The 24,411-nt window shown below is 70.9% G+C and carries 24 protein-coding genes; 7 read left to right on the top strand and 17 right to left on the bottom strand.

The annotated features are described in order from the left end of the window. Positions 1-33: 33 nt before the first annotated feature. On the bottom strand, positions 34-2,622 hold the full coding sequence (locus tag LWP59_RS32540) for a bifunctional FO biosynthesis protein CofGH (RefSeq protein WP_144641924.1): 2,589 nt from the start codon (positions 2,620-2,622) through the stop codon (positions 34-36). 144 nt (positions 2,623-2,766) lie between these two features. On the opposite strand from LWP59_RS32540, the gene LWP59_RS32535 reads away from it, so the two are divergent. After that, positions 2,767-4,356: an IS1634 family transposase gene (locus LWP59_RS32535; RefSeq protein WP_144641923.1), complete on the top strand. Its 1,590-nt coding sequence runs from the start codon at positions 2,767-2,769 to the stop codon at positions 4,354-4,356. A gap of 32 nt (positions 4,357-4,388) precedes the next feature. Here the strand turns inward: LWP59_RS32535 and LWP59_RS32530 are convergent, their stop codons facing one another. Beyond that, positions 4,389-5,999 carry a RecQ family ATP-dependent DNA helicase gene (locus LWP59_RS32530; RefSeq protein ID WP_144641922.1) on the bottom strand — a complete coding sequence of 537 codons (1,611 nt, stop codon included), beginning with the start codon at positions 5,997-5,999 and terminating at the stop codon, positions 4,389-4,391. A gap of 71 nt (positions 6,000-6,070) precedes the next feature. Here LWP59_RS32530 and LWP59_RS32525 point away from each other — a divergent pair, with 71 nt between their 5' ends. Further along, entirely contained in the window at positions 6,071-6,475 is a 405-nt protein-coding gene (locus tag LWP59_RS32525) for a four-helix bundle copper-binding protein (protein ID WP_144641921.1), read from the top strand. Here LWP59_RS32525 and LWP59_RS32520 read toward each other — a convergent pair. Both LWP59_RS32520 and LWP59_RS32515 read right to left on the bottom strand, forming a co-directional pair. Next, positions 6,472-8,058 (bottom strand): glycoside hydrolase family 13 protein, encoded by a 1,587-nt coding sequence (locus tag LWP59_RS32520; RefSeq protein ID WP_144641920.1) that lies wholly within the window; start codon positions 8,056-8,058, stop codon positions 6,472-6,474. The genes LWP59_RS32525 and LWP59_RS32520 overlap by 4 nt on opposite strands. A gap of 42 nt (positions 8,059-8,100) precedes the next feature. Next, on the bottom strand, positions 8,101-8,538 hold the full coding sequence (locus tag LWP59_RS32515) for a hypothetical protein (protein ID WP_144641919.1): 438 nt from the start codon (positions 8,536-8,538) through the stop codon (positions 8,101-8,103). 129 nt (positions 8,539-8,667) lie between these two features. Here LWP59_RS32515 and LWP59_RS32510 point away from each other — a divergent pair, with 129 nt between their 5' ends. Next, positions 8,668-9,033 (top strand): hypothetical protein, encoded by a 366-nt coding sequence (locus LWP59_RS32510; RefSeq protein WP_144641918.1) that lies wholly within the window; start codon positions 8,668-8,670, stop codon positions 9,031-9,033. A 1-nt stretch (position 9,034) separates the two neighbouring features. On the opposite strand, the gene LWP59_RS32505 is transcribed toward LWP59_RS32510, so the two are convergent. From LWP59_RS32505 to LWP59_RS32495, 3 genes are all read right to left on the bottom strand, one after another. Beyond that, a complete protein-coding gene (locus tag LWP59_RS32505; protein ID WP_144641917.1) occupies positions 9,035-9,232 on the bottom strand; it encodes a hypothetical protein in 198 nt (65 codons plus the stop codon). 39 nt (positions 9,233-9,271) lie between these two features. Next, on the bottom strand, positions 9,272-10,171 hold the full coding sequence (locus tag LWP59_RS32500; RefSeq protein ID WP_144641916.1) for a PfkB family carbohydrate kinase: 900 nt from the start codon (positions 10,169-10,171) through the stop codon (positions 9,272-9,274). A gap of 162 nt (positions 10,172-10,333) precedes the next feature. Continuing rightward, a complete protein-coding gene (locus LWP59_RS32495; protein WP_186383369.1) occupies positions 10,334-10,501 on the bottom strand; it encodes a hypothetical protein in 168 nt (55 codons plus the stop codon). 178 nt (positions 10,502-10,679) lie between these two features. Here LWP59_RS32495 and LWP59_RS32490 point away from each other — a divergent pair, with 178 nt between their 5' ends. Further along, complete coding sequence (locus tag LWP59_RS32490) at positions 10,680-11,705, top strand: glycosyltransferase family 4 protein (protein ID WP_144641915.1); 1,026 nt, start codon at positions 10,680-10,682, stop codon at positions 11,703-11,705. A 4-nt stretch (positions 11,706-11,709) separates the two neighbouring features. Here the strand turns inward: LWP59_RS32490 and LWP59_RS32485 are convergent, their stop codons facing one another. Beyond that, on the bottom strand, positions 11,710-12,102 hold the full coding sequence (locus tag LWP59_RS32485; protein ID WP_144641914.1) for an NUDIX hydrolase: 393 nt from the start codon (positions 12,100-12,102) through the stop codon (positions 11,710-11,712). Positions 12,103-12,152: 50 nt separating this feature from the next. Here LWP59_RS32485 and LWP59_RS32480 point away from each other — a divergent pair, with 50 nt between their 5' ends. Beyond that, the gene (locus tag LWP59_RS32480) at positions 12,153-12,596 is read left to right on the top strand and encodes a DUF4383 domain-containing protein (protein WP_144641913.1); all 444 of its coding nucleotides are present in this window, start codon (positions 12,153-12,155) and stop codon (positions 12,594-12,596) included. Between the two features lie 4 nt (positions 12,597-12,600). On the opposite strand, the gene LWP59_RS32475 is transcribed toward LWP59_RS32480, so the two are convergent. The 3 genes from LWP59_RS32475 to rfaE2 form a co-directional block, all read right to left on the bottom strand. After that, positions 12,601-13,305, bottom strand: coding sequence for a methyltransferase domain-containing protein (locus LWP59_RS32475; RefSeq protein WP_144641912.1), 705 nt, complete (start codon positions 13,303-13,305; stop codon positions 12,601-12,603). Further along, positions 13,305-14,108: a glycosyltransferase family 2 protein gene (locus tag LWP59_RS32470; RefSeq protein WP_144641911.1), complete on the bottom strand. Its 804-nt coding sequence runs from the start codon at positions 14,106-14,108 to the stop codon at positions 13,305-13,307. The genes LWP59_RS32475 and LWP59_RS32470 overlap by 1 nt, the downstream gene beginning before the upstream one ends. Before the next feature lie 73 nt (positions 14,109-14,181). Beyond that, entirely contained in the window at positions 14,182-15,657 is a 1,476-nt protein-coding gene (rfaE2, locus tag LWP59_RS32465) for a D-glycero-beta-D-manno-heptose 1-phosphate adenylyltransferase (RefSeq protein WP_144641910.1), read from the bottom strand. 113 nt (positions 15,658-15,770) lie between these two features. Between rfaE2 and LWP59_RS32460 the strand changes: the two genes are divergently transcribed. Further along, on the top strand, positions 15,771-16,925 hold the full coding sequence (locus LWP59_RS32460; protein ID WP_144641909.1) for a glycosyltransferase family 9 protein: 1,155 nt from the start codon (positions 15,771-15,773) through the stop codon (positions 16,923-16,925). On the opposite strand, the gene LWP59_RS32455 is transcribed toward LWP59_RS32460, so the two are convergent. The 6 genes from LWP59_RS32455 to LWP59_RS32430 all read right to left on the bottom strand — a co-directional run bounded on the left by LWP59_RS32455 (position 16,866) and on the right by LWP59_RS32430 (position 22,858). Further along, positions 16,866-17,978: an FUSC family protein gene (locus LWP59_RS32455; protein WP_229857651.1), complete on the bottom strand. Its 1,113-nt coding sequence runs from the start codon at positions 17,976-17,978 to the stop codon at positions 16,866-16,868. The genes LWP59_RS32460 and LWP59_RS32455 overlap by 60 nt on opposite strands. A 36-nt stretch (positions 17,979-18,014) precedes the next feature. Beyond that, positions 18,015-18,725 carry a GAF and ANTAR domain-containing protein gene (locus LWP59_RS32450; protein ID WP_229857650.1) on the bottom strand — a complete coding sequence of 237 codons (711 nt, stop codon included), beginning with the start codon at positions 18,723-18,725 and terminating at the stop codon, positions 18,015-18,017. Between the two features lie 260 nt (positions 18,726-18,985). Then, complete coding sequence (locus LWP59_RS32445; RefSeq protein WP_144641907.1) at positions 18,986-20,299, bottom strand: MFS transporter; 1,314 nt, start codon at positions 20,297-20,299, stop codon at positions 18,986-18,988. Positions 20,300-20,357: 58 nt separating this feature from the next. Next, the gene (locus LWP59_RS32440; RefSeq protein ID WP_144641906.1) at positions 20,358-20,789 is read right to left on the bottom strand and encodes a cupin domain-containing protein; all 432 of its coding nucleotides are present in this window, start codon (positions 20,787-20,789) and stop codon (positions 20,358-20,360) included. Between the two features lie 37 nt (positions 20,790-20,826). Then, a complete protein-coding gene (locus LWP59_RS32435) occupies positions 20,827-21,798 on the bottom strand; it encodes an SDR family NAD(P)-dependent oxidoreductase (RefSeq protein ID WP_144641905.1) in 972 nt (323 codons plus the stop codon). Between the two features lie 34 nt (positions 21,799-21,832). Next, on the bottom strand, positions 21,833-22,858 hold the full coding sequence (locus LWP59_RS32430; RefSeq protein WP_144641904.1) for an AraC family transcriptional regulator: 1,026 nt from the start codon (positions 22,856-22,858) through the stop codon (positions 21,833-21,835). A gap of 85 nt (positions 22,859-22,943) precedes the next feature. On the opposite strand from LWP59_RS32430, the gene LWP59_RS32425 reads away from it, so the two are divergent. After that, the gene (locus LWP59_RS32425) at positions 22,944-24,410 is read left to right on the top strand and encodes a flavin-containing monooxygenase (protein WP_144641932.1); all 1,467 of its coding nucleotides are present in this window, start codon (positions 22,944-22,946) and stop codon (positions 24,408-24,410) included. Position 24,411: the final 1 nt, after the last annotated feature.

Here is a 24,411-nt window from a genome sequence, read left to right as displayed (position 1 = left end):
GGCCTCCGCCCCGCGGCCTCCGGCCCCGCGCCCTCAACTCACGATCGGCAGGGGGTTCCGGACCGCGGCAGCCACGCCGTCGCTCAGCCGCGCCGCCGCTATGCGGTCCGCGCTGGGGCGGCCGTACGAAGTCGTGCGCTGGACGAGTGGGCGGCCGAGTGGCTCGACCATCGACTCGAGCTGCGTGATCGTCTTGTACGAGCCGTTGTTCGCGCCGGCCATGCGGCTGATCGTCTCCTCCATGAGCGTGCCGCCGAGATCGTTCACCCCACCTTGCAGCACCGCCCGGCAGGTTTCCTCGCCGAGTTTCACCCAGGAGCACTGGATGTTGTCGATCAGCCCGTGCAGCAGGATCCGCGCCAGTGCGTGCACCGCCCGGTTCTCGCGCACCGTCGTGCCCGGGCGCGCCAGGCCGGCGAGGTAGATCGGCGCGTTCTGGTGGATGAACGGCAGCAGCACGAACTCCGTGAACCCGCGCCGCCCGTTGCGTTCCAGTGCCTGACGCTGCAGGGAGGCGATCAGCTTGATGTGCCCGACCCAGTGCGCGGGCGTGTCGACGTGCCCGTACATCATCGTCGACGTCGTCGGGATGCCCAGCGAGTGCGCGGTGCTGACCACCTCGATCCAGCTCGACGTCGGCAGCTTGCCCTTCGTCAGCACCCACCGCACATCGTCGTCGAGGATCTCCGCCGCGGTGCCGGGCAGCGAGTCCACACCGGACTCGTGCGCCCGCGTCAGCCAGTCGCGAATGGACAGGTTCGTCCGCGACGCGCCGTTCACGACCTCCATCGGGCTGTACGAATGCAGGTGGATATCCGGCTGGCGGCGCTTCACCTCGGCGGCCAGGTCGAAATACGCCGTCCCCGGCATGTCGGGATGGATCCCGCCCTGCATGCAGATCTCGGTCGCGCCCGCCTCCCACGCCTGGTCCACCCGGTCGCCGACCTGGGACAGAGAAAGCGTGTACGCGTCGGCGTCGGTGCGACGCTGGGCGAACGCGCAGAACCGGCAACCGGTGTAGCAGACGTTGGTGAAGTTGATGTTCCGCGTCACCACGAAGGTCACGTCGTCGCCGTTCACGTCCCGGCGCAGGCCGTCCGCCAGCGCGGCCAGCGCGTCGAGCTCCGCGCCGTCGGCGTGCAGCAGCGCCAGAGCGTCCTCATCGGACAGTCCGGCCGGGTCCTTTTCCGCGCGCCGCAAGGCTGCCGCGATATCCGAGTCCATCCGGGCGGGCGCGGACGGCACCTTCGCGGCCAGCTCGTTCCAGTCGCCGTAGACCGAGTCGAAGTCGCTGCGCCGGTCGCCGGTCCGCCCGACGGTGTCCACCTCGACGTGCAGCTCGGTCCGCCCCTGCTCCTGCCAGCCGCCGTCGGGCTCCTGCCACGGCTTGCCCACCGGGTTGACGTCCAGCGCCAGCCCCGTCGAAGGATCTGCCAGCGCCGCCACGTGCCCGGCCACCCGCGGGTCCAGCCACGGCTCACCGGCGAGGATGTACTCGGGATAGATCGTCAACCGCTCGCGCAGCTCGTAGCCCGCGGCCGAGGTCTGCCGCGCCAGCTCGTCGATCTGCGGCCACGCGCGCTCGGGGTTCACGTGATCCGGCGTCAGCGGCGAAACCCCGCCCCAGTCGTCGATCCCCGCGCGCACCATCAGGTCGTACTGGCTGCCGATCAGGTTCGGCGGCGCCTGGATCCGCGTCTTCGGGCCGAGCACCAGCCGGGCGACCGCGATCGTCGCGGCCAGTTCCTGCAGGTCGGCGTCCGGCGTCGCGCGCATCTTGGTGTCCGGCTTCGCGCGGAAGTTCTGCACGATGACTTCCTGGATGCCGCCGTAGGCCCGCGCCGCCTTGCGGATCGCGAACAGCGAGTCCGCCCGCTCCTCGTAGTTCTCGCCGATGCCGATCAGGATGCCCGTCGTGAACGGGACCGAGTGGCGCCCGGCGTCGTCGAGCACCCGCAGCCGCACGGCCGGATCCTTGTCCGGCGAACCGTAGTGCGGGCCGCCGCGTTCGCTCCACAGCCGCGTCGCGGTGGTCTCCAGCATCATGCCCATCGACGGCGCGACCGGCTTGAGCCGCTGCAGGTCCTGCCAGGTCAGCACACCCGGGTTGAGGTGCGGCAGCAGCCCGGTCTCCTCGAGCACGAGGATCGCCATGGCCCGCACGTAGGACAGCGTGTCGTCGTAGCCGTGCGCGTCGAGCCACTCGCGCGCCGCCTTCCAACGGTCCTCGGGCCGGTCGCCGAGGGTGAACAGCGCTTCCTTGCAGCCCATCGCGGCGCCCTCGCGCGCGATCGCCAGCACCTCGTCGGGGGAGAGGAACGGAGCGTCCACTTTGCCCGGAACGGTGGCGAACGTGCAGTAGCCGCACCGGTCCCGGCACAGGCGGGTGAGCGGGATGAACACCTTGCGGCTGTAGGTGATCACGCCCTCGCGGCCGGCCGCGGCGAGCCCGGCGTCGCGGATGCGGGACGCGTGCTCGGACAGCGTGGCGAGGTCCTCGTCACGGGCGTGCAGCAGCACGGTCGCCTCGGCGATGTCCAGCGTCTTGCCGTCGCGGGCACGCGCCAGCGCGCGGCGCATCGCGGAGGCGGTCGGACGGTCCTGCTGTTCAGCGGATGCCATACGGCAAACGTAGGTGCGTGCGGCGAACCATCTCCACGACCGCTTCGGTGATCCTGTCGGCGCACCCGGCCCCGGGCGGGTTTCCGCAGCTCAGTGACCTTCCTTGCGTTGCCACGATCGTCCGCGGGCTGTATTACCTAAAGTGTGGCGTCGGTGGTCGGCAAGCGGGTCAACGGGCGGACGTACTACTACCTGGTGGAGTCCGAACGGGTCGACGGCGCGCCCAGGATCGTCTCGCAGCGTTACCTCGGGGCAGCCGAGGACCTGGCCGCGGCACTCGACAGTGCGGCCGGCTTGCCAGAATCCACCAGGCACCTGTCGTTCGGTGACGTAGCGTCCGTGTGGTCGACCCTGGAGCGGCTCCAGGTGCGGCAGGCGATCGAAGAAGTCCTCGGCCCGCGCCGCGCGAAGGTCGCCGGCTACCTCACCCTCGCCGTGCTGCACCGGGCCACCGCGCTGGACGTATCGCTGGCCCAGTGGTGGGAAAGTGCCGCCGCCGTGCGCTTCTTCCGGCCCCGGTTGCGCGCCGACGCGGTCAGCGACGAAGAGTTCTGGCACACGACGAGACGACTCACCCGGCCGCAGCTCGAACGCATCGAAGAAGCCGTCTGCGCACGCGTCCGCGCCGACCTGCCGGATCCGATCACGCTTGCCGTGGACATCCCGAACTTCGCGACCTACGCCGAATCGGACACCGCGGACGCGACTCTCGCCGGGCTGAGTGCCATCGTCACCCGGGACGGCGCGATCCCGCTCGTGTCCCGCGCGTACCGCCGGGGTGGTCCCGGGGTCGAGCCGTTCGGCGTCGCGGTGGACCGGCTGGGCACCCGGCATCCCGGCGAGGTGACCGTCGTCTTCGACACCGGCCAGCACGCGCAGCTCGACCTGGACTCGGGCCTGCACTTCGTCGGCGCGCTGCCCCTCGGGGACTTTCCCGACCTGCTGACCCGGCCCGCCGCAGGCCGCCGCCCGGTCGATCCGCAGCGGTTCCCCGGGCTGACCGCGCTGGACACCCGGACCACGGTCTTCGGCGCGAACCGGCGCGTCGTGCTGACGCACTCCGCCCGGCTGCACGCCGCGCAGGCCCGGGGCTTCGCGCAGGCGCTGAGCAGCGCCACCCGGCAGCTCGACGGTCTCGCGCTCGCACTCGCGGTCGGGACCAACCGCCGCCCGCGGGACCAGCTGCTCACCGATATCGCACGCATCACGCGCGTCCGCTGGGTGGATCGCGTGCTGAGCGCGCGGCTGACCGGCACGAAGCCCGGCGAGCTACGCCTGGAGTACCGCACCGACGAGGCCGCGCGCGCCCGGCTCGACGAGGAGTTCTTCGGCAAGCAGCTGCTGGTCACCGACCACGACGACTGGCCCGTCGTCGACCTCGTCACCGCCTACCGAGCGCGTTACCACCTCGACTCGACCTTCCGCATGCTCAACGGCTCGTTCGTCGCCGCGCCCGCGCCGCGCTGGGACTGGAGCGAGCACCGGATCGCCGTGCACTCGCTGGTCAGTGCCCTCGCGACGGCGGTCACCCACCTCATGCGGCGGGCGGCCGACCGGGCCGGCCTCGACCTGTCCGTGCGGGAGCTGCTCGACCAGCTCTCGCGCATCGGCGAAACGGTGCTGCGCTACCCGTCCACCGGCGGCCGCCCTCGCACCCGACGGGTCCTCACCGCTCGCGACCAGACCCAGCAGCAGTTGTACGACCTGTTCGGGCTGGGCCGCTACGCGCCCTGAGCGAGCTCGGCGCGGCTCCCGCCCGCGGCCGCTCAGCGGTCCTCGACCAGGAGGTCGCCCTCCTCCACGGCGGGCAGTGACAAGGTCCGGTAACCACCGTCGTCGAACAGGACGGTCATCCGGTCGGCCTCCCGGTGCACGACCCGGCCCGGCCCCCACTCGCGGTGCCGGACCTTCGCGTCCGGCGGGTACTCGGCGTCGGCGAAGGCGGCCTGCTCCTCGGCCGTCCCGGCGTCACAGGTGTCGCAGTTGCCGCACGGCTCGTCGAGGGCCTCACCGAAGTAGCCGAGCAGGAACTGGCGGCGGCAGGACTGGGTCTCGGCGTACTGGCGCATGACCTCCAGCCGGGTCCGGTCGAGCTCCTTCTGCTTGTCCGCGACCTCGGCGACCTCCGCGGCCGGGTCCTCGGGCGCGTCGTCGCGGTAGTCGAACTCGCCGTCGCGGACATCGACGAGGTCGGCCTTTTCGAGCAGGTTCAGGTTGTTCATCACCCGCCGGTGCGACTGGTCGACCTCCTCGTCGATCTGGCGCGGGGCCACCGGGCCGTCGTGCTCGCGGACCGCCTCGGCGACCTCGCGGACACCGTCCTCGTCCAGCTTCCGGGACGTGAGGAACCGTTGCAGCCCAAGGTCTTCCGGCCGGAAGAACAACAGCGCGTCGGCACGCTCGCCGTCGCGGCCCGCGCGGCCGATCTGCTGGTAGTAGGAGTCCAGTGACTCCGGCACCGACGCGTGCGCGACGAACCGCACGTTCGGCTTGTCGATGCCCATGCCGAACGCGGAGGTCGCGACCACCACGTCCACCTCGTCCGCGAGAAACCGCTCGTGCACGTCCTTGCGCTCGTTGGCCTTCATGCCCGCGTGGTACGCGGCCGCACCGGGCCCGAGCGCCTCGGCGTACCGCTCGGCGTCCTTGCGGGTCGCGGTGTAGACGAGCCCGGGCTTGGGGGCGCCGGCGACCCAGTCGACCACCGCCTGCCGCTTCTCCTCGTCGGAGGCGAACCACTGCGCGGCGAGATACAGGTTGGGCCGGTCGAAGCCGGTGATCACCTGCACCGGGTCGCGCATCCCGAGGTGCCGCACGATGTCCTCGCGCACCGGGCCGCCCGCGGTCGCGGTCAGCGCGAGCACCGGCGGATGCCCGAGTCGTTCGATGACCGGGCTCAGCCGCAGGTAGTCGGGGCGGAAGTCGTGTCCCCAGGCCGAAACGCAGTGCGCCTCGTCGACGACGAACAGGCTCGGCGACACCTCGTCGAGCCGCTCCAGGACGTCCTCCCTGGCCAGTTGCTCGGGGGAGAGGAACAGGTACTCGGCGTCGCCCTCCTCGATCGACTCCCAGGCCTGCCTGCTGTCGCGACTGCGCTGGGCCGAGTTGACCGCCACGGCCTCGGGCGCTTCGCTCTCGGCGATCTGGTGCACCTGGTCCCGCTGCAGCGCGGTCAGCGGGGACACCACGAGCGTCGGCCCCGGCCGCAGCAGCGCGGGCACCTGGTAGATGGCGGATTTCCCGGAACCGGTCGGCATCACGACGAGCACGTCACGGCTTTCGAGCAGCTGTTCCATCGCGGTCAGCTGGTCGGGCAGCAACTCGGACCAGCCGAAGGTCTTCCTTGCCGCGCTTCGGATTTCGTCGCGTCTGGACACCGTCCGGAGGTTCCCTCGCGGGGACGGCAGAAACCTGGTTTCTCCAGGGCGGGAGTGGGTAGCAGCGGGTCATGACGAAAGCCCTGGCGATGTTGAAAAGCTCTCCCGGCGACCTCGGCGGCGTCGACCCCGAGGCCGTCGCGGCCTGTGTGCAGGAGTGCCTGACCTGTGCCCAGGCGTGCACGGCATGTGCCGACGCCTGCCTCGCCGAGACCGAGGTGGCATCGCTGACGGCCTGCATCCGCACCGACCTCGACTGTGCGGACGTCTGCGAGCTGACCGCACGCATCCTGTCGCGTCGCGCCGACGCGGCCGGGGTGACCCGGCAGCTGCTGGAGATCTGCGAGCAGGCCTGCCGCGCCTGCGCCCAGGAGTGCGAGAAGCACGCGGAGCACCACAAGCACTGTGCCGTGTGCGCCGACGCGTGCCGCAGCTGCGAGGACGCCTGCCAGCAGCTTCGCCAGCACCTCGGCTAAGCCTCCAGCCACACCGCCGTATCCGTCGACAGCTTGCCGTTCGGCAGCGGCTCGCTCGCCAGCACGACCCGCTCGTGCGGCGGCAGCGGGAACGGCGTTGGCGACAGGTTCACCGCGCACACCAGCCCCGGCTCACGGCGGAACAGCAGCACGTCCCCGGGAGAGTCCAACCAGGACAGTTCGCCGTCGCCCAGCGCGGGGTGCTCACGACGGATGTGCAAAGCCTTGCGGTACAACGACAGCATCGAATCCCCGTCGTGTTCCTGGGCCGCCGCGGTCAGGTTCCGCCAGTGCGCGGGCTGGGGCAGCCACGACCCCGCCGGCCCGAAGCCGAACGGCGGTTCGCCGCCGTCCCACGGCAACGGGACGCGGCAGCCGTCGCGGCCACGCTCGGTGTGCCCGGACCGCTCCCAGGTCGGGTCCTGCAGCACCTCCTCGGGCAGGTCCTCGACCTCCTCCAGCCCCAGCTCCTCGCCCTGGTAGTGGTAGACGCCGCCGGGCAGCGCGTGCATCAGCAGCAGTGCGGCCCGAGCCCGGCGGCGGCCGACCTCGAGGTCCGCGGGCGCGTCCCCGGCCGGTCGGCCGTACCTCGTCACGTGCCGCACGACGTCGTGGTTCGACAGCACCCAGGTGGCCGGGGCGCCGACCGCGTGCAGCGCGCCGATGCTCGAGTCGATGACGCCACGCAACGCGCCGGCGTTCCAGGAGCAGCGCAGGAAGTCGAAGTTGAACGCGCTGTGCAGCTCGTCCGGGCGCACGTACCGGGCCAGCCGGTCGGGCTTGCTGACCCACGCCTCCGCCACGAAGATCCGGTCCTCGCCGTAGCTCTCGATGATCCGCCGCCACGACCGGTAGATCTCGTGCACGCCGTCCCGGTCCCAGTGCGGGTGGTCCGAGCGGTCCGGCGGCTCCACCAGCTCCTCGTGGTCGGTGCCGAGATCGGGCAGGTCCGGATGCTTGACCAGCCCGTGCGCGACGTCGATGCGGAACCCGTCGACCCCGCGGTCCAGCCAGAACCGCAGTACTTCCGTGAACTCCGCGCGCACCTCGGGCAGCTCCCAGTTCAGGTCCGGCTGGGAGCCGTCGAACAGGTGCAGGTACCACTCACCGTCGGGCACCCGGGTCCAGGCCGGGCCGCCGAACACGCTCCTCCAGTCGTTCGGCGGCGCGCCGGATTCCTTGCCCTGCCGGAAGATGTACCGGGCGCGCGCCGGTGAGCCCGGCCCCGCGGCGAGCGCCTCGCGGAACCAGCGGTGCCGGTCGGAGGTGTGGTTCGGCACGAGGTCGACGATGAGCCGCAGGCCGTGCTGATGTGCTTCGCCGATCAGGGTTTCCGCCTCGGCGAGGGTGCCGAAGAGCGGGTCGATGTCGCGGTAGTCGGCGACGTCGTAGCCGCCGTCGGCCATCGGCGACGGGTACCACGGCGTGATCCAGACGGCGTCCACGCCGAGATCGCGCAGATACGGGAGCCGGGCGCGGACACCGGCGAGGTCGCCGATCCCGTCGCCACTGCCGTCGGTCAGGCTCCGGAGGTAGATCTGGTAGATCGCCGCGCTACGCCACCATCGGGTGCTGACCGCCACGTGCTGCCCCTTTCCGTCGGCTCCCGCCAAAGGGTAGCCGGGTCAGCGCAGCTCTCCCACCCACGAGACGAGGTGCAGCAGCGCGTCCATGCGGCCGAGCGGGTTCGGGTCCTGGTTCACGAAATCCAGTTGTACCAAGGAGTTCTCCCGGTCGTCGTTGAGCTCCGCGAGGACCGCGCGCAGGGTGGCGCGCAGCGGCGGGTCGAGTTCGTCGACACCGGCGACGGTCTCGTCCTCGGCCGAGAGGCCGATGGTGAACAGGTCCCGGGCGGACAGGCCGCCGGTCAGGGCGCGGATGCGCCACGCCACCTCGATCGCGAGCTCGGTCAGCAGCGGCCGGAACAGCCGCCCGTCCGGCGACTGCCTGCCGACCACCCGGGGCACCAGGCCGGCGAGCGTGTCGTAGTCCTGCCTCGCGACGACGTCGACGAGGTGATCGGCGAGCTGCCGGACGTCCCGCTGGAGTTCGCTGTGCGTCATGGGAATTCCATCGTGCTGGGGATCATTGCGAGCCGGATTCCCTGCCGGAATCGGCCGAAACGTCGTTTGACCGGCACAACCGGGGGTACGGCTGAAAGCAACGCCCTGCCGGACAGAAGGATTTCGATCATGGACGTATCGCCGAACGAGGCCGTCACAGCTTTCGCCGCGCGCGCCCAGGAAGCGACCCGCAATCTCTACCGGCAGGCGTCGGGCTTGGACGGTCATGCCACGATCGGCAGCGCCGCGGAGATCTCCGACGTGCTCACGTCGTTGCGGTTGCTCACCGAGAACATCGGCCGCAGCCTGCCGGAGCTCGGTGCGTGGCTGGAAAAGCGACTGTGCAACGGCGACCTCTCGCCGCGAGCGTTCGACGCGGTCACGAGGTCGGTCTTCGACACGGCTTCGGCGCTCGCGCGGGCGCAGAACCTGGCCATGCAGCTGGGGCAGGAGCTGGGCGCCGCCGAGGTGGCGAGCCGGGAGCTGATCGCCTGAGTCAGCGGGGGCTGCGGGCGCGGCAGCGGGTGCACACGAGGATCGTGGCCAGCACCTTGCCGTCGGCGTCGAGGATGCGCCCGACGTGCAGGGCGGTGTAACCGCACTCCTCGCACGGCACCGGCGGCGCGGTCTGGTCGGGCGGGATGTACAGACGCGGGGCCGTCTTCGGCTGGCCGGTCTGGGCAGTCGTCAGCATGCCCGAGAATGCCCCTACTGTGACCTGGCAAACACCCGATCAGAGCGATTCGTACAGTGCCGATCGTTGTAATCGTGGGCGACCGCCGGCGTGCCGCGTCGTCTGCGCCGCGGCGGCGACCGCGAGCCGGGCGGCCACCGGCAACGGCTCGCCCGCGGTCAGCGCATACGTCAGCGTCGCGACCAGGGCGTCTCCGGCGCCGGTGGTGTCCACGACCGGCACGTCCGCGAGCGGCAGGAACTCGTGCCCCTTGCCGGTGACGAAGACGTTCCCCTGACCGGCGGCGTCGAGCACGGCGAGTGACACGCCCTGGTCGACCAGGGCCTGTCCGGCCTCGACGGCATCCGCCACGTCCCTGATCTCCTTGCCGGCCAGCAGCCCGGCCTCCTTGCGGTCCGCGCGGAGGATGTCGGCGTGCGCGAGCAACTCCTCGCGCAGACCGCTGGGGGCGCCGTCGAGCACCACGCGCGCCCCGGCCGCACGGGTCAGCCGGGCGGCTTCGAGTGCGGTCTCCGGCGGCTGCTGCAGCTGGACGATGACGGCCTTGGCCGAGCGGATCAGCTCCGAGGCCGCGAACACGTCCCGTTCGGACGCCAGCGTCTCGTCGGGGATGTGCTCCAGGTAGTGCCAGTGCGCGGAATCGTCGACCACGTCCACGATCAGCGCCGTCTGCGTGTCGGCTCGCCGAACCACGTGCGAGACGTCGATGTGATCGGCTTTCGCCTGCGCCAGCAGCTTTTCGCCGGTGCCGTCCGCCCCGACCACGCCGACGAGCGCGACGTGCGCGCCCAGCTGCGCGAGCCCGACGGCCTGGTTCGCGCCCTTGCCGCCGAGCAGCTCGTGCCGTTCCCGGACGTCGGCGGACTGTCCCGCGCCCGGCGCTTCGACGACGCGGAGCACCAGGTCACGGGCGATCTGCCCGACCACGACGACTGTCATGACTGGCGCGTACCCCGCCCGGCACCCCGGTGAAACCCAGGTTTGCCGCGGAATGGGCCGGGGTAGCTGAGAGTGTGCGACTCCGGCCGGTGCGTTGCCGCGCCGGCCGTACCGGCGGCGTGACCGTTGTGCCCCCTCCGGTCACGCCGCCTCATCCGCCGGTCACCGCTGCGGCGGCTGGGGACGATCGCTGTCCGGGTCGAGCGCCTGGGCCTTGTCACGGTCACGACGGTGCCGCTGCGGCTGCTCCTCGGTGCGCTCGGCCAGCTCGGGGCCGCCCCATTTCTTGTCGTTGTCCTTGTCGTTCTCGTCGAAGCGGTGTCTAGCCATCGTTACCTCCCGGGTCCGACCACCGCCCGGAATGCCCCGAAGAGTGACGGTCGAAACGCGTTTGTGCTGGTAGTCGCCGTGTATGCACCAGTCGTTACCACCCTGTAGGCGAGATGGGGGAAGTCGCCGTGACGTACCCCATGCGTAGCCCCTTCGGGGGAGGGGTAGCCGCAAGATCGTGGACTCTCTGCAGGTGGCCTTCGTCGTCGACGCCGACTCCTTCGGCGTCGCCGAGGCACAGGTGGCGAGATTGCTGCGGTTCCTGCCCTCGTGGATCCGGCCGAGTCTGGTCGTCAGCCAGGAGGTCGCGACGTTCTTCGGGCACCAGCCCGGCGCGACCGTCGTCCCGCTGGCGAGGGGGCGGACGTGGGCGCCGGACGTGCAAGCCGCGCTGGAACGGCTGCGGCCGGACGTCGTGCACGTCAACCTGCCCGAACCGGGCGGGAACGCAGCCGCGCTGCGGGCCGCGGAGTCGGTCGCGCCGACCGTCGTGACGTTGCACGCCGACGGCCCGCTCCCGTCCGACGCCTGGGACGTCTACCAGGGGCTCGCCGGTGCGTTCGCGCCGTTGCGGTCGCTGGTCCACACGCTCACCGAGCTCGGCGTGCCCGCGCACCGGGTGCGGCGGATCCGGCCGGGGGTGGAGATCCCGGCGTCGCCGGTCACGCCGGGGGCCCGGGTGCCCGTCGTCCTGGGCGCGGTCGCCCCGCTCGTCCCCGAACACGGCCTGGACCTGCTGGTGCAGGCGGTCGCCGCGCTGACCCGCCGTGGCCGCTCGGTGCAGGTGCTGATCGCCGGCGACGGGCCGGACCGCGCGATACTGATCGACCGCGCGCGCGGGCTGCCGATCCGGTTCGTCGGCCCGGTCGCGGACGCCGTGCCGCTGCTGCGGCGGCTGGACGTGTTCTGCTTCCCGGCGCGGCAGGAGGTGCCACCGGGGCCGCTGCTGAACGCGATGGCGCACGGGCTGCCGTGCCTGACGACGGCCGTGGGCGACGCTGTCGAGGTACTCGCCGGCGGGGCGGCCATCGTGGCCGCCGACGATGTCGTGGCGCTGACCGGCGGCATCGACCGCCTGGTCACCGAAGTCGGCTTGCGGACGATGCTCGGCAGGGCCGGGCGGGAGCTCGCGATCCGCGAGTTCGACGTGCGCCGCGTGGGGGCGGAGGTCGGGGAGGCCCTTCTCGCCGCGGCGAGGGTCTGAGCACTCAGCCGAGCCGGCCGGCGTCGTGCAGGTGGTCGAAGATGATCTGGTCCACGGCGGAGACCCGGTCCCGGTCGGCGTAGCCCAGCCACCGGATCTCCTCGATCTCGCTCGCGGCGGCGAGAGTGCCGCGGTAGTCGGCCGTGTAGCAGGTCATCCGCACTGTCGTGCCCGCCGCGTGGCCGTGTGCCTGCGCCTCGAACGTGCCGGCGGGCGCCGCGCTGTCCGGCAGGATCGTCACGGACAGCTCTTCGCGGATCTCCCGGACAAGGGTGTCGACGTCACTCTCCCCGGCTTCGCGTTTCCCGCCCGGTAGGTAGTAGACGTCCTTGCCGCGCGAGCGAGTGCTCAGTACTCGTCCGGACTCCAGCCGCAGCCAGGCGATTTTGTCGATCACGTCGGAAAACTGTAGTGCATCGGTCGCCAGGGCCGGGGTATTCGTCGCGAATGACGCAAACCAGAACCCGGGCGCGCCAACCCGTCCAAGCCTTCGCCGCCGTCGTCGGTGCCGTCTTCCTCGTCGTCGGCATCCTCGGCTTCATCCCCGGCATCACCTCCGACTACGACCAGCTCACCTTCGGTGGGCACCATTCGATGGCCATGCTGTTCGGGGTGTTCAGCGTGTCCGTGCTGCACAACCTCGTGCACCTGGTGTTCGGCATCGCCGGCCTCGTACTCGCACGCGGACCGGGCGGTGCCCGGGGATACCTCGTGCTCGGCGGGTTCGTCTACATCCTGGTGTGCGTGTACGGCATCGTCATCGACATCCACAGCGGGATGAACTTCCTGCCCGTCAACGGCGCGGACAACTGGCTGCACTTCGGGCTCGGCATCGGCATGATCGTGCTCGGCATCGCCGGCACGGCTGTTCAGCGGACGCGCGAGTCCTAGTCTCCTAGTCGAAGAACCGGGCGAGTTCCGCCTCGCCCGGGAAATCGGCCCCGTCGGCCAGCGGGCGCAGCTCGGCGAAGATGGTCGCGCCGTCGCAGGCCGCGTGCAACGGGTACCACAGCCGCCGCGAGCCGGGTCGGCGGCAGATCCCCTTGATCGTCTGCACGTCCAGCATCCGCACGTGCGTCGGGTCCGCGACCGCGTTCACGTACCGCCACCACGGCGAGAGCACGAACGCGGCACCGCCGGGCCGCAGGATCCGGTGCACCTCGTCCACCAGTGGCAGGAAGTCGATCAGGTGCTCCAGGATGTGCACCAGGAACACCCGGTCGACCGACGCGTCCGTGAACGGCAGCGCGCGCGAGACGTCCGCGAGAACGTCCACTTCGGACGTCGGGAACAGGTCCACCCCGAAGTTGCCCGGGTACTGTTTCTGCGCGCCACAACCGAGGTCGAGGATCACCGGGTCGCGCCCCGCGACGCGCACCCGGTCCCACACACCCAGCACGCCGTCGAGCCGCCCGATCAGCGAGCGGGCGAGCTCCAGCTGGTCCGCGGAGTCCACCTCGCCCGTCAGGTGTGCGATTCCGCGGTCGAAACGGGCTTCCACCGCCAGCCCGCGAAGTCGTTCGTCGTACTTCCACATTTCCCGGACGGCCTGGTCGAGGAAGCGGTCACGCCTGCTCAACCGTTCCTGGGAAAGGGCCATCACGGGGACACCACCTCGTATGCTTGCGACGTCCGGTCCGGTACCGTCGTCGGGGACTCCAGATGCACCGCGCCGGTGGGCAGGATGCCGGCGCCGCCGTACTTCGCCTGCAACCGCAGCTGCGGCAGCACGTCCTCGCCGCAGTGCGTCTCGGGCAGCTCCTGCCAGAAGTCGAAGCCGCCCACCGATTCCAGCATCTCACGATCGTAGAGCACGCAGCCGCCCACCCAGGCGATCTTGTATGAGGTCCATTTAGGACGATGTGCGACCCGGTCGGACAGATGGGTGGGGTTCGCCGCGTTGTGCAGGGTCCAGCGGCCCCAGGCCGGGCTGCCGGGCGACACGTGCTCCGGCTCCGGGCGTCCCTGCCACTCCTCGTACGGCGCCAGCTCGTGCGGCCGGTGATCGTCCAGATAGGACAGTCCCTGCACGGCGTTGCCGACGAACGCGCATTCCAGCTCGGTGATCGCCGAGTGCATCCTGGCCAGCGCGCCGGGTTCGAGCCACACGTCGTCGTCCAGGTACAACACATACCGGGCCGAGGACAGGGAAAGCAGGTGCCCACGCTGGTGCGCCAGCCCCCGCCGCGGCAGGTTCCGGCTCAACCGCACCGGATGCCCGTTGCGTTCGAGCATCCGGATCATCGCCGTCGCGGACGGCGTCTCCCAGCCGGGTGCGCCGTCGGACTGGTCGCTGACGATCACCGAGAAGCCGGCGAACTCCTGCGCGGCCAGGCCGGACAGCGTGACGGCGAGCTCGGTCGGCCGGTCACGGGTCGGGACGAGCACGTCGAGTTCGCTCACAGCCGCACCTCGCTGCGCTCGGCGCGCCTGCGAGCGGGCGCTGCTGTATTCAACGGTTCGCTCGCAAGCTCGCTCACGGCTCCTCCCCCAGCACGGAGCCCGTGCGGATCTTCTCGATGACCGAGGTGGTCGACTGCTCCGGCACGTAGCCAAGGGCCCGTACCTCGCCGCCGTAGGACCGCACGACCGGCGCCTCCTTCAGCATGTTCTCGGTGTAGTCCCCGCCCTTGACGTACAGCTCCGGTTCCAGCCGTCGCAGCAGGTTGATCGGGGTGTCCTCGTCGAACACCGTCACGTGGTCGACACAACTGAGCGCGGAGAGCACCGCGGCCCGGTCCTGCGCGGTGTTCACCGGCCGGTCCGGGCCCTTGAGCCGCCGCACGCTGTCATCGGAGTTCACGGCGACGATCAGCACGTCGCCCTGGCGTTTCGCCTCGTTGAGGTAAGTGATGTGGCCGCGGTGCAGCACGTCGAAGCAGCCGTTGGTGAACACGACCGTCCGCCCGGCCTCGTGGTACCCGGCCACGATCCGTTCGAGCTCGTCCGGGTCCAGCGCGGACTCGCGGGTGAGCGCGACGGACAGTTCGGTCCACGTGCACACCGAGGTGCCGCTCTTGTGCACGACCACGCAGGCCGCCGCCTGCGCCAGTTCCATCGACGCCGTCAGCGGCAGGGACGCGGCCGCGCCGAGGCACAACGCGGCGACGAAGGTGTCACCGGCGCCGCTGGCCTGGCTTTCCGGCACGGGATCGGCCCACGTCCGGTAACCGGGGCCGTCGGGGGTGAGCAGCAGCGCGCCCTCGCGGTCGAGCGTGACGACGACGGCCTTCGCGCCGGTCGCGTCGAGCAGCTCCGCCCGGCGACGTTCGAAAAGCTCCGCGCGGGCACCGTTCTCCGGCAGCGACGAGTCGAGCAACCGGGCGGCCTCGCCCGCGTTCGGGGTGACCAGATCGGGACTCGTCGAGCGCCAGCGCCGGAAGTCGTGTGCGTCGACGACGGCCAGCGGCACGGTTTCCCGTACCCGTGCGACGGTTTCCCGCACGGCGGGGCCGAACAGGCCGTTGCCGTAGTCGCAGACGACCAGCGCGTCCGCGTCCTCGACCGCGAGGTCCAGTGCGGCGCCGACCTGCTGGGCGACCTCGCCGTCCGCCTCGTCGCCGTCGCCCTCGTCGAACCGCACGAGCACCTGCTCGTCCGCGACGACCCGGTGCTTGCCGACCGTCCGTCGCTGACCGGAAACCACGACGTGCTGGGTGTCGACGCCTTGTGCGGTCAACAGGTTCCGCAACTCGCGGCCGGCGTCGTCGTCGCCGACGAGGCTGACGAACCGGACCTTGGCGCCCATGGCCGCCAGGTTGACCGCGGTGTTGGCCGCACCGCCCGCGGACAGTGACCTGCTGCCGACGTCCACGACCGGTGCCGGTGCCTCCCGGCACAACCGGTCGCTGTGGCCGGACAACCACACGTCCAGGATGGCGTCGCCGACGACGACGACTTTCGGGGTGTTCCGCGAAAGACGTTCGATGAGGTCAGCCGTGATGGCCGTCATGTGCACCTCCACTTCCCACTCGTCGAGAACGTGCCCGAATCGGGAGCAGCCAAACTTCTTCTGTTTGCTTCCCCGGTCAGCGGGCATCTCCTCCAGTCGAGAAGGAGGCGACGTTGACGTTCACACCCGCGGTAGGCCCAGTACTCGAACCGTGGCCCGGCGTGCACCGCATCGCGGTGCTGCGTGGCGGCGGCCTCGGCGACCTGTTGTTCGCGGTCCCGGCCATCCAGTCCCTGAAGGCCGCTTACCCGGACGCGGAGATCGTGCTGCTGGGTACGAAGCTGCACGCCGAGTTGTTCGCGGACCGGCCGTCGCCGATCAGCCGGGTGCTGCCGCTGCCGCCCGCGCGCGGGGTGCACGAGCCGGCCGGGAAGCCGTTCGACGAGGCCGAACAACAGGAGTTCTTCGACCAGGTGGGGCCGGTCGACCTCGCCGTGCAGGTGCACGGGGGCGGCCGCTGGTCCAACCCGTTCGTCCAGCGGCTCAAGCCTCGCTGGACCGTGGGCTCGCGTACGGAGGACGCCGCGGAGCTCGACCGGTGGGTGCCGTTCCGGTACTACCAGCACGAGGTCATCCGGGCGCTCGAGGTGGTGGGCCTGGCGGGCGCCATCCCCGTCGCGCTCGAACCGTCGCTGGTCGTTCGGGAGCGGGATTTCCAGACGGTCGAGGGCGAGCTGCGGGGGCTGCCGCGGCCGCTCGTCGTCGTGCACCCCAGTGCGACCGACCCCCGCCGCCGCTGGGCCGCGGAGAAGTTCGCGCAGGTGAGCGCCGAGCTGGTCGGCCAGGGCTGTGGTGTCGCCGTGATCGGCTCGCCCGACGAGCAGGAGCTGGTCGACGAGGTGACCGGGCTCGCGCGCGGCAGGCTCGACGGGCAGGCCGGCGAGCTGGTGCGGCCGCTGACCCGGCTGTCCCTGCCCGCCCTGTGCGGGGTGCTCGCGAGCTGCGCCGTGTTCGTCGGCAACGACAGCGGTCCCCGGCATCTGGCTCGCGCGGTGGGCGCACCGGCGGTGGGCATCTACTGGATGGGCAACGTCATCAACGCCGGCCCGCTGGGACGCTCCCAGGACCGCGTGCTCATCTCGTGGACGACGAACTGCCCGGTGTGCGGGGTCGACGTCACCCGTGAGGACCTGCCGCGCTGCGAGCACGACGACTCGTTCGTCGCGTCGGTGGCGGTCGAGGACGTGCTGAAGGAGACGCGCGAGCTGCTAACGCATGGCCGGACTGCCGTCGGCCATGACTCGCAGCGCGCGGGATACGGACAGTAACAAGGCGTCCTCGGTCTGCCGGGCCTCCGTGGACAGCTCGCGTCCCTCGTAGACCCAGCCGACCAGCTCACGCTGTTTCTCGTGGATGAGGTCGAGCCGGCCGGGCAGGCTTTCCACGCGTTCTTCCAGTGACTCCTCGTAGCACGCAATCGCTTGCGCGAGCTCTTCGAGGACCTCGGCGAACCGGCGCCGGAACTCCGGGTCCATCGGTTCGTCGGTGACCAGCGCCTCGGCGATCCGCTGCAGCTGCTCGGAGACCTCGGCGAGGGTGCCGATCGACGCTTCGATCCTCGCGGGCGCGCCGGAGCCGCCGCGTCGCGCCAGCAGCCGCCAGCGGAGGTTGAATCTGGTGCTCTCGCGGCCCTGGCCGAGGGCGTCCTGGGCCTGCCGGACGCTGAGGTCCAGCCGCCGGGCGCGGCGGAGCCACGCGCGGGCGGTGTCGGTGTCCCAGTCGTCGGCCAGCTCCCCGGCGATCGAGCACAGCAGCTCGCGGATCTCGCCCGCGAGCGCGAGCCCCGCACGGCGGGTGTGCCGCAGGTGCACCGGCGGCAGGATCAGGATGTTCACCGCGACCCCCACCGCGGCGCCGAGCAGGCTCTCGCCGAGGCGTTCGAGCAGGTACTGCCCCGAGTCCGCGGTGCCGTAGGTGATCATCAGCAGTGCGGTGACGCCCACCCAGACGCCGCTGCTGCCCAGCCGCTGCCACTGTCCCAGCAGCATGCCGAGGAACACCGTGACGCCGAGGGCCACCAGCGGTACCGGGATCAGGCTGGCCCCGACGTAGGCGAGCACGAGGCCGAGCATCAGCGTGATCGTCTGCTGCACGGCGTTCGTGATCGAGCGGTAGACCGTCTCGGCCATCAGGAACACCGCCGCGTAGGGTGCGATGAACGACTGCGGGGACGGCAGCAGGCGCGACGCGAGCCACGCCAGCACGGCCGCGAGCGCCATCTTTCCCGCCTGTACCAACGCTTCCCGCTCCCGGCCCGGCACGCGCACGGCGCGGGCCAGCCAGGAAAAGGGCACCCGCTGGGAGAAGAGGATGTGGTTCACGCCTCAGCGTTACCCGGTGCGCCCCGGCCCCAAGCGTCAGCGGCGGCGGACCGAGTTGACCAGCTCGCGCGCGACCTCCCGCAGTTTGATGTTCTGCCGCTGCGACTGCTCGACCAGCCGGGCGAACGCCTCGTCCGCGGTGATCCCGTGCACGGCCATCAGCACCCCTTTCGCCTGGTCGATCTCGGCTCGGGAGGTGAGCGCGGTCTCCAGGTGCCGGACCCGCTGCCGGGCGTGGTGCCACCGGCGGGCGTTGCTGATCGCGGCCGAGGCCGCGCTCGTGAACAGCTGCATGAGCCGCTCGTCGAACGGGTCGAACGCCGATGCGGTCCGGCTGTACACGTTGAGCGCGCCGAGCAGCTCGTCGTCGCTTTCGCTGGCCGCGTCCAGCAGTAACGGCACCGACAGGCACGCGTGGATCCCGCTTCGCCGGGCCGAGGACACCAGTTCCGGCCACTGCCGCGCGTCGTCCCGCACGGCGAAGCGCACCGCGTGCCGGGTGTGGGCGGCGTGCAACGCCGGGCCACGGTCGGCTTCGTACTGGTCGCGGTCGATGCCGAGGATGAACTCCTCGGTGGTGGCCGCGGTGTGCGGCCCGTGCTCGTCGAGCAGGGTGACGCTCACGGCATCGGCGTCCGCGATTCCTTTCACCGCTGTCTCGGCGAGCCGGCGCAGTACCGCCGGAAGAGGTTCTTCCTCGGCGATGTCCGTGCGCAGTCCTTCTAGTGCGGCCGCGACCTCATCCATTCGGAGCAGTGGTTCGGGTCGATCGGGAGAGGTGTTCATCTGCGCCGGATCGGCCGCGTCGTTTCCGAAGCGGGTACTACAAATACGCCAGACATCAAGCTTCGCCACCTTCGCGCCGTCCGTGCTTTCCCAAGCTTCGGCGCCAGCTGCTTGACGCAACCGAAAGCATACGGTCCGGATCCCGGGAGCCGCTGCGAGGGTCGGTCACGCTCGGGCGTGCTCTTGACGTTTCGCAGGCGACGCGGCCCCGCGCGACGGCCCTATCCCGCCGAATACAAGTCCCGTCGCCGCAACATCGCCGTCGCGGCGGCGCCGACGATGCCGGTCAGCACCAGGTAGGCGCATGCGAGCCAGGGCGAACCGCCGCCTGCGGCCAGTAGCGCGGTCACGACGAGCGGCGTCAGGCCCGACGCGTAGATACCCGAGAACTGGTACACGAACGACATTCCCGTGTACCGCAAGCGCACCGGGGAGAGTTGCGCGTACAGCGTGCCCTGCGGCGTGGACAGGCCCGCGTGCACCACCCCGAGCACCAGCACCAGTACGACCCCGATCAGCACCGGGTCCCGCGTCTGGAACGCCGCGAACGCCGGGTACACCGCGAGCGCGTAGACGATCGCACCCATCGTGTACATCCTGCGCGCGCCCCAGCGGTCGACGAGCCTGCCGCACGCGATGATCAGCACCGTCAGCACGATGGCCGCGAGCAGGACCTGCAGCAGCACGTCGTTACGCGGCAGCTTCAGGGTGCCGGTCGCGTACGAGATGAAGAACACCGCCCACGTGTTGAACGCCGCGCCCTCCGCCCAGCGCGACAGCAGCCCGAGCACCGTGTTCCGCCGCCGGACCCGATCCGCGAACAGTTCGACGAACGGCACCCGCGCCGTCCCCTGCGACCGCCGCATCCGTTCGAACGCCGGGGTTTCGCCGACCTTGAGCCGGATCACCAGGCCGACCACCACGAGCACCAGGCTCAGCCCGAACGCGATCCGCCAGCCGTAGGCCAGGAACTGCCTGTCGTCGAGGGTGTTGCTCAGCAGCGCGAACAGCCCGGTGCCGAGGCCGAGTCCGAGCGCGAGCCCGATCTGCGGCCAGGCGCCGTACCGGCCACGCCTGCCCTCGGGGGCGTACTCCACCGCCATCAGCACCGCGCCGGCCCATTCGCCGCCGATGGCCAGGCCCTGGAACAACCGCAGCAGCACCAGCAGCAGCGGCGCGGCCACGCCGACCTGCTGGTACGTCGGCAGGACGCCCATCACGGCGGTCGCCAGGCCCATCAGGACCATCGTCGTGACGAGCGTGCGCTTCCGCCCGATCCGATCGCCGATGTGTCCGAAGAGGACACCGCCGATCGGACGGGCGACGAAGCCCACGAAGAACGTCACGAACGAGAGCATGGTGCCCACGAACGCGTTCTCGGCAGGGAAGAACAGCTTGTCGAAGACGACCCCGGCCGCGGTGCTGTAGAGGAAGAAGTCGTACCACTCCACGGTCGTGCCGATGACGCTCGACACGAGTACCGTGCGCACGCTGCCGGTGTGGTCCGGTGTTCCGGTGGCGAGATCGGTCGTCACCGCTCCGAACGTACCGCGCCCGCGGCGACCGCCGCGCCCACGTCCGCGATGTGAGAAGTCAGTCCTTTGCGGACTCTTCCACCGGGGCCCACAGGCTGGGCAGGTTCACCACGATGCCTTCCTGGCTGCTCCGGGCGATGATCACCACCGCGTCCTCTTCGCCCGGATTCTCCTCGCGGTGCGGAACGTACGGCGGCACGAAGACGTAGTCACCCGGACCGGCCTCCAGCCGGACCTCCTCCTCACCCTCGGCGAAGACGAACACCGGATGCCCGGACTTGACGTAGATCGCGGTTTCCGCCTCGCCGTGGTGGTGATCGCCGGAGTTGGTGGCGGGGCCGACGTGCGTCTCGCCCATCCAGACCTTCTCGGAGCCGACGCTCTTCCCCGAGATCGCCTCGAACCGGCGCATCCCGCTGGTCTGCGTGGTGTCCCCGGACAGCTCACCGCCCTTGATGTGGCGCAGCGGCTGATGCCATTGGTCCGTCACGGCCGGCCCCTTCCTGTTGTCCGGCCCCCATTCTCGCTCAGCCGAACGCGTTGACGCCGGTGAGCTCGGCCGAGAAGGCCCACAGCCGTGCGGCCTGCTCCGGGTCGACCGCGTAGTCGCGCACCCCGAGCCGCACCGGTGGCCGGCCGCCGGACGAGGGCAGTTCCTCGTCGGACGCGAGCTCGGCGACCTCACAGTCCTCGCAGTACAGCCCGCCCAGGTCCGCCAGCTGCGGGGAGGTTGCCGCCCAGACCTGGGTCGCGGCGCCCTGCTCCGGGGTCTTGAAGCGGCCCGCGGAGTTGCCCTCCTCGTCGATCCAGCCGTTCTCGATCTGCTCCTCGCGCGGCACGTGCCGCTGCAGCGGGGTCAGGATGCTGCCCGGATGCACCGAGAACGCCCGCACGCCGGACGCCTGCCCGAGCTTGTCCAGGTGCACCGCGAACAGCGCGTTCGCGGTCTTCGCCTGGCCGTAGGCGAGGTACTTGTCGTAGCCCTGCTCGAACCACGGGTCGTCCCACCGGATGGGGGAGAAGTGGTGCCCGCGGGAGGACACGGACACGACGCGCGCGCCGGGCGCGATCGCCGGCCACAGGCGGTTGACCAGGGCGAAGTGGCCGAGGTGGTTCGTCGCGAACTGGACCTCCCAGCCCGGCCCCACCCGGGTCTCCGGGGTCGCCATGATCGCGGCGCTGTCGATCAGGAGGTCGATCCGCCGACCGGAGGCGAGGAACCGCCCGGCGAACCCGCGCACGCTCTCCAGGTCCGCGAGGTCCAGTTCGTCGACCTCGCCGAGACCGTCGAGGGCCTGCTTCGCGGTGTCGAGCCGCCGCGCCGGGACGACGACGTGCGCGCCGGCGTCCGTCAGTGCGCGGGTGGTCTCCAGTCCGAGGCCGGAGTAGCCGCCGGTGACGACGGCGAGCTTGCCGGACAGGTCGAGGCCGTGCAGGACCTCCGCCGCTGTGGTGTCCGCGCCGAACCCGGAGCCGATCTTGCGTTGAGCGTTGGTCATGTTCCCGAAGCTAGGACCTGGAGCGCGCTCCAGGTCAAACGCGGCGCACGTACGCCGCGGGCGTGGTCCCTTTCCAGCGCTTGAAGGCGTGGATGAAGCTCGACGCCTCCGCATAGCCGAGCCGGATCGCCACGTCCTCGATCGACAGGGCGCCGGTCGTCAGCATCTCCTCCGCGAGGGCTTCGCGTACCTCGTCGAGCAGGGCCCGGAAGCTGGTGCCGGAGTCTTCGAGCTTCCGGCGCAACGTCCGGGTGCTCACCCCCAGGTCACGGGCGACGCCGGGCATCCCGTCGGCCAGCGCGCCGAACCGGGTCAAGCGCACCCGGACCTCGTGTGCGATCCCGACCCGCCGGCGCCGCTGCGAAACCAGCGCACGGCACTGCGCCTCGCATACCGCGACGGTCTGCGGGTTCGCCAGCGGCAGCGGCTCGTCCAGGAAGGTGGCGTCGAAGGTGCCGATGTTGGCGGGCTGCCCGAACCGCGGCTGCACGCCGAAACCGGCCACGTACTCGTCCACAGTGGATGGTTCGGGGAAGCGTAGTTCGAGTGAGATCAACGGAACCCGGGTCGGCAGCAGCTCGGTGAGCATGGTGTGGATCGCCGAGAGGTCCCGCTCGACGAGGAAACGGGCGACGTCGGCGGGCAACGCGCCGTCGTCGAGCTCCATCCGCACCCGTTCGTCCGCCAGCACGGCACGCGGCATGCTGAACGCGAAGCTCAGGTCGAGGTAGCGCAGCGCGAGGTTGACCGCGTCGCGCACCGTCGGGCTGCTCATGAACGCGAAGCCGAAGATGCCGAAGGCCGTCGCGTGGTACTCGCGGCCGAGCGAGAGCCCGGCGTCGGGCAGTGCCGCCGCGAGGTTGCGCACGACCTGCAGCTCCTGGCGCGCGTCGACCTCGGCGGTGGCGTCCGCGAGCTGCGCCGGGGCGAGGCCGCTGCCCGCCAGCACCTCGTCCTCGCCGAGGCCGTGCTCGACCGCGAACCGGGCGAGCAGGCAGACGCTCGCGATCACGCGGGGGAAGTCCCAGTGCCGGACGACCGGCTCGGCCAGCTGCGTCATGGCCGAAATTATGGATCGAATGTCCGCTGTTGTCTTGGCCGGGTCCTGGCGAACGCTTACCGTCCTGTTCGTGAACGAGACGACGATGTCCTCCCGGCGGCCGACGGTTGCCATCATCGGGGCCGGGTTCGGCGGCCTCGGCATGGCCATCATGCTGAAAAGGGCCGGCTTCACCGACTTCACGGTCTTCGAGCAGGCCGGCGACATCGGCGGCGTCTGGCGGGAGAACACCTACCCCGGCGCCGCCTGCGACGTGCCCTCGCCGCTCTACTCGTTCTCCTTCGCGCCGAACCGGGCCTGGCCGCGCCGGTACTCGACGCAGCCCGACATCCTCGACTACCTGCGCCGCACCGCGAAGGATGAGGCCGTGCTCGACAGGGTGCGGTTGAACACCGAGGTCACCGGAGCCGAGTTCGACTCCGGGACCGGCCGGTGGCGGGTCGAGACCGGCGACGGCGAGACCTTCGAGGCCGACGTGCTCATTCCCGCCGTCGGCCAGCTGTCCCGGCGCGCGATGCCCGACATCCCGGGCGCGGACACCTTTGCCGGCGAGATCTTTCACTCCGCCGAGTGGAACCACGAGGTCGACCTCGCCGGAAAGCGTGTCGCCGTGATCGGCACCGGGGCGAGCGCCATCCAGTTCGTGCCGCAGATCCAGCCGAAGGTCGCCCGGCTGACCGTCTTCCAGCGCTCGGCGCCGTACGTCATCCCGAAGGCCGACCGCGCCTACACCCGCTGGCACCACCGGATCTTCCGCGCGCTGCCGCTCAGCCAGCTCGTGGGCCGGCTGGGCACCTGGAGCGCCGGTGAGCTGCTGACCATGGCGCTGACCTCGGTGCAGCCGCTCGGCAGGATCGTCGAGCTGCTGTTCCGCCTGCAGCTGCGCAGGCAGGTGCCGGACGCGCGGCTGCGCGCCCGGCTGATCCCGGACTACCGGGTCGGGTGCAAGCGCGTGTTGTTCTCCAACGACTGGTTCCCGGCGCTGGCGCAGCCGAACGTCGAGGTCGTGACCGACCGGATCACCGGCATCACGCCGGCCGGCGTGCGGACCGAGGCCGGTGAGCACGAGGCCGACGTGATCGTCTTCGGCACCGGTTTCAAGGCGACGGAGTTCCTCGCGCCGATGCACATCCGCGGCGCGGGCGGGCGCGAGCTGTCGCAGGAGTGGGCCGGCGGCGCCCACGCGTACCTGGGCATCAGCGTGCCGGACTTCCCCAACATGTTCCTGATCTACGGGCCGAACACGAACCTCGGCGGCAACTCGATCATCTACATGATGGAGCACCAGTGCCGCTACGTCCTGCAGATCCTGCGGGAGATCGCCGTCGGCCGGGTGTCCTGTGTGGACGTTCGCAGGGATGTCGCGGAGCGGTTCGACGCCGAGGTGCAGCAGCGGCTCTCCCACAGCGTGTGGAGCAGCTGCCGCAGCTGGTACCGCGAGGAGAACGGCCGCATCTCGACGAACTGGCCCGGCCTGGTCTGGGAGTACCACCGCCGCACGGCGAGGGCCGACCTGTCGGCGTACCGCGAGCGCGCGGCGACGGTGGCGTGAG

It is taken from the genome of Amycolatopsis acidiphila, from assembly GCF_021391495.1.
Taxonomy (GTDB): Bacteria; Actinomycetota; Actinomycetes; order Mycobacteriales; family Pseudonocardiaceae; genus Amycolatopsis_E; species Amycolatopsis_E acidiphila.
The sequence above is the reverse complement of the archived record's forward strand: the minus strand, read 5'-3'. Positions and strand labels throughout refer to the sequence as shown.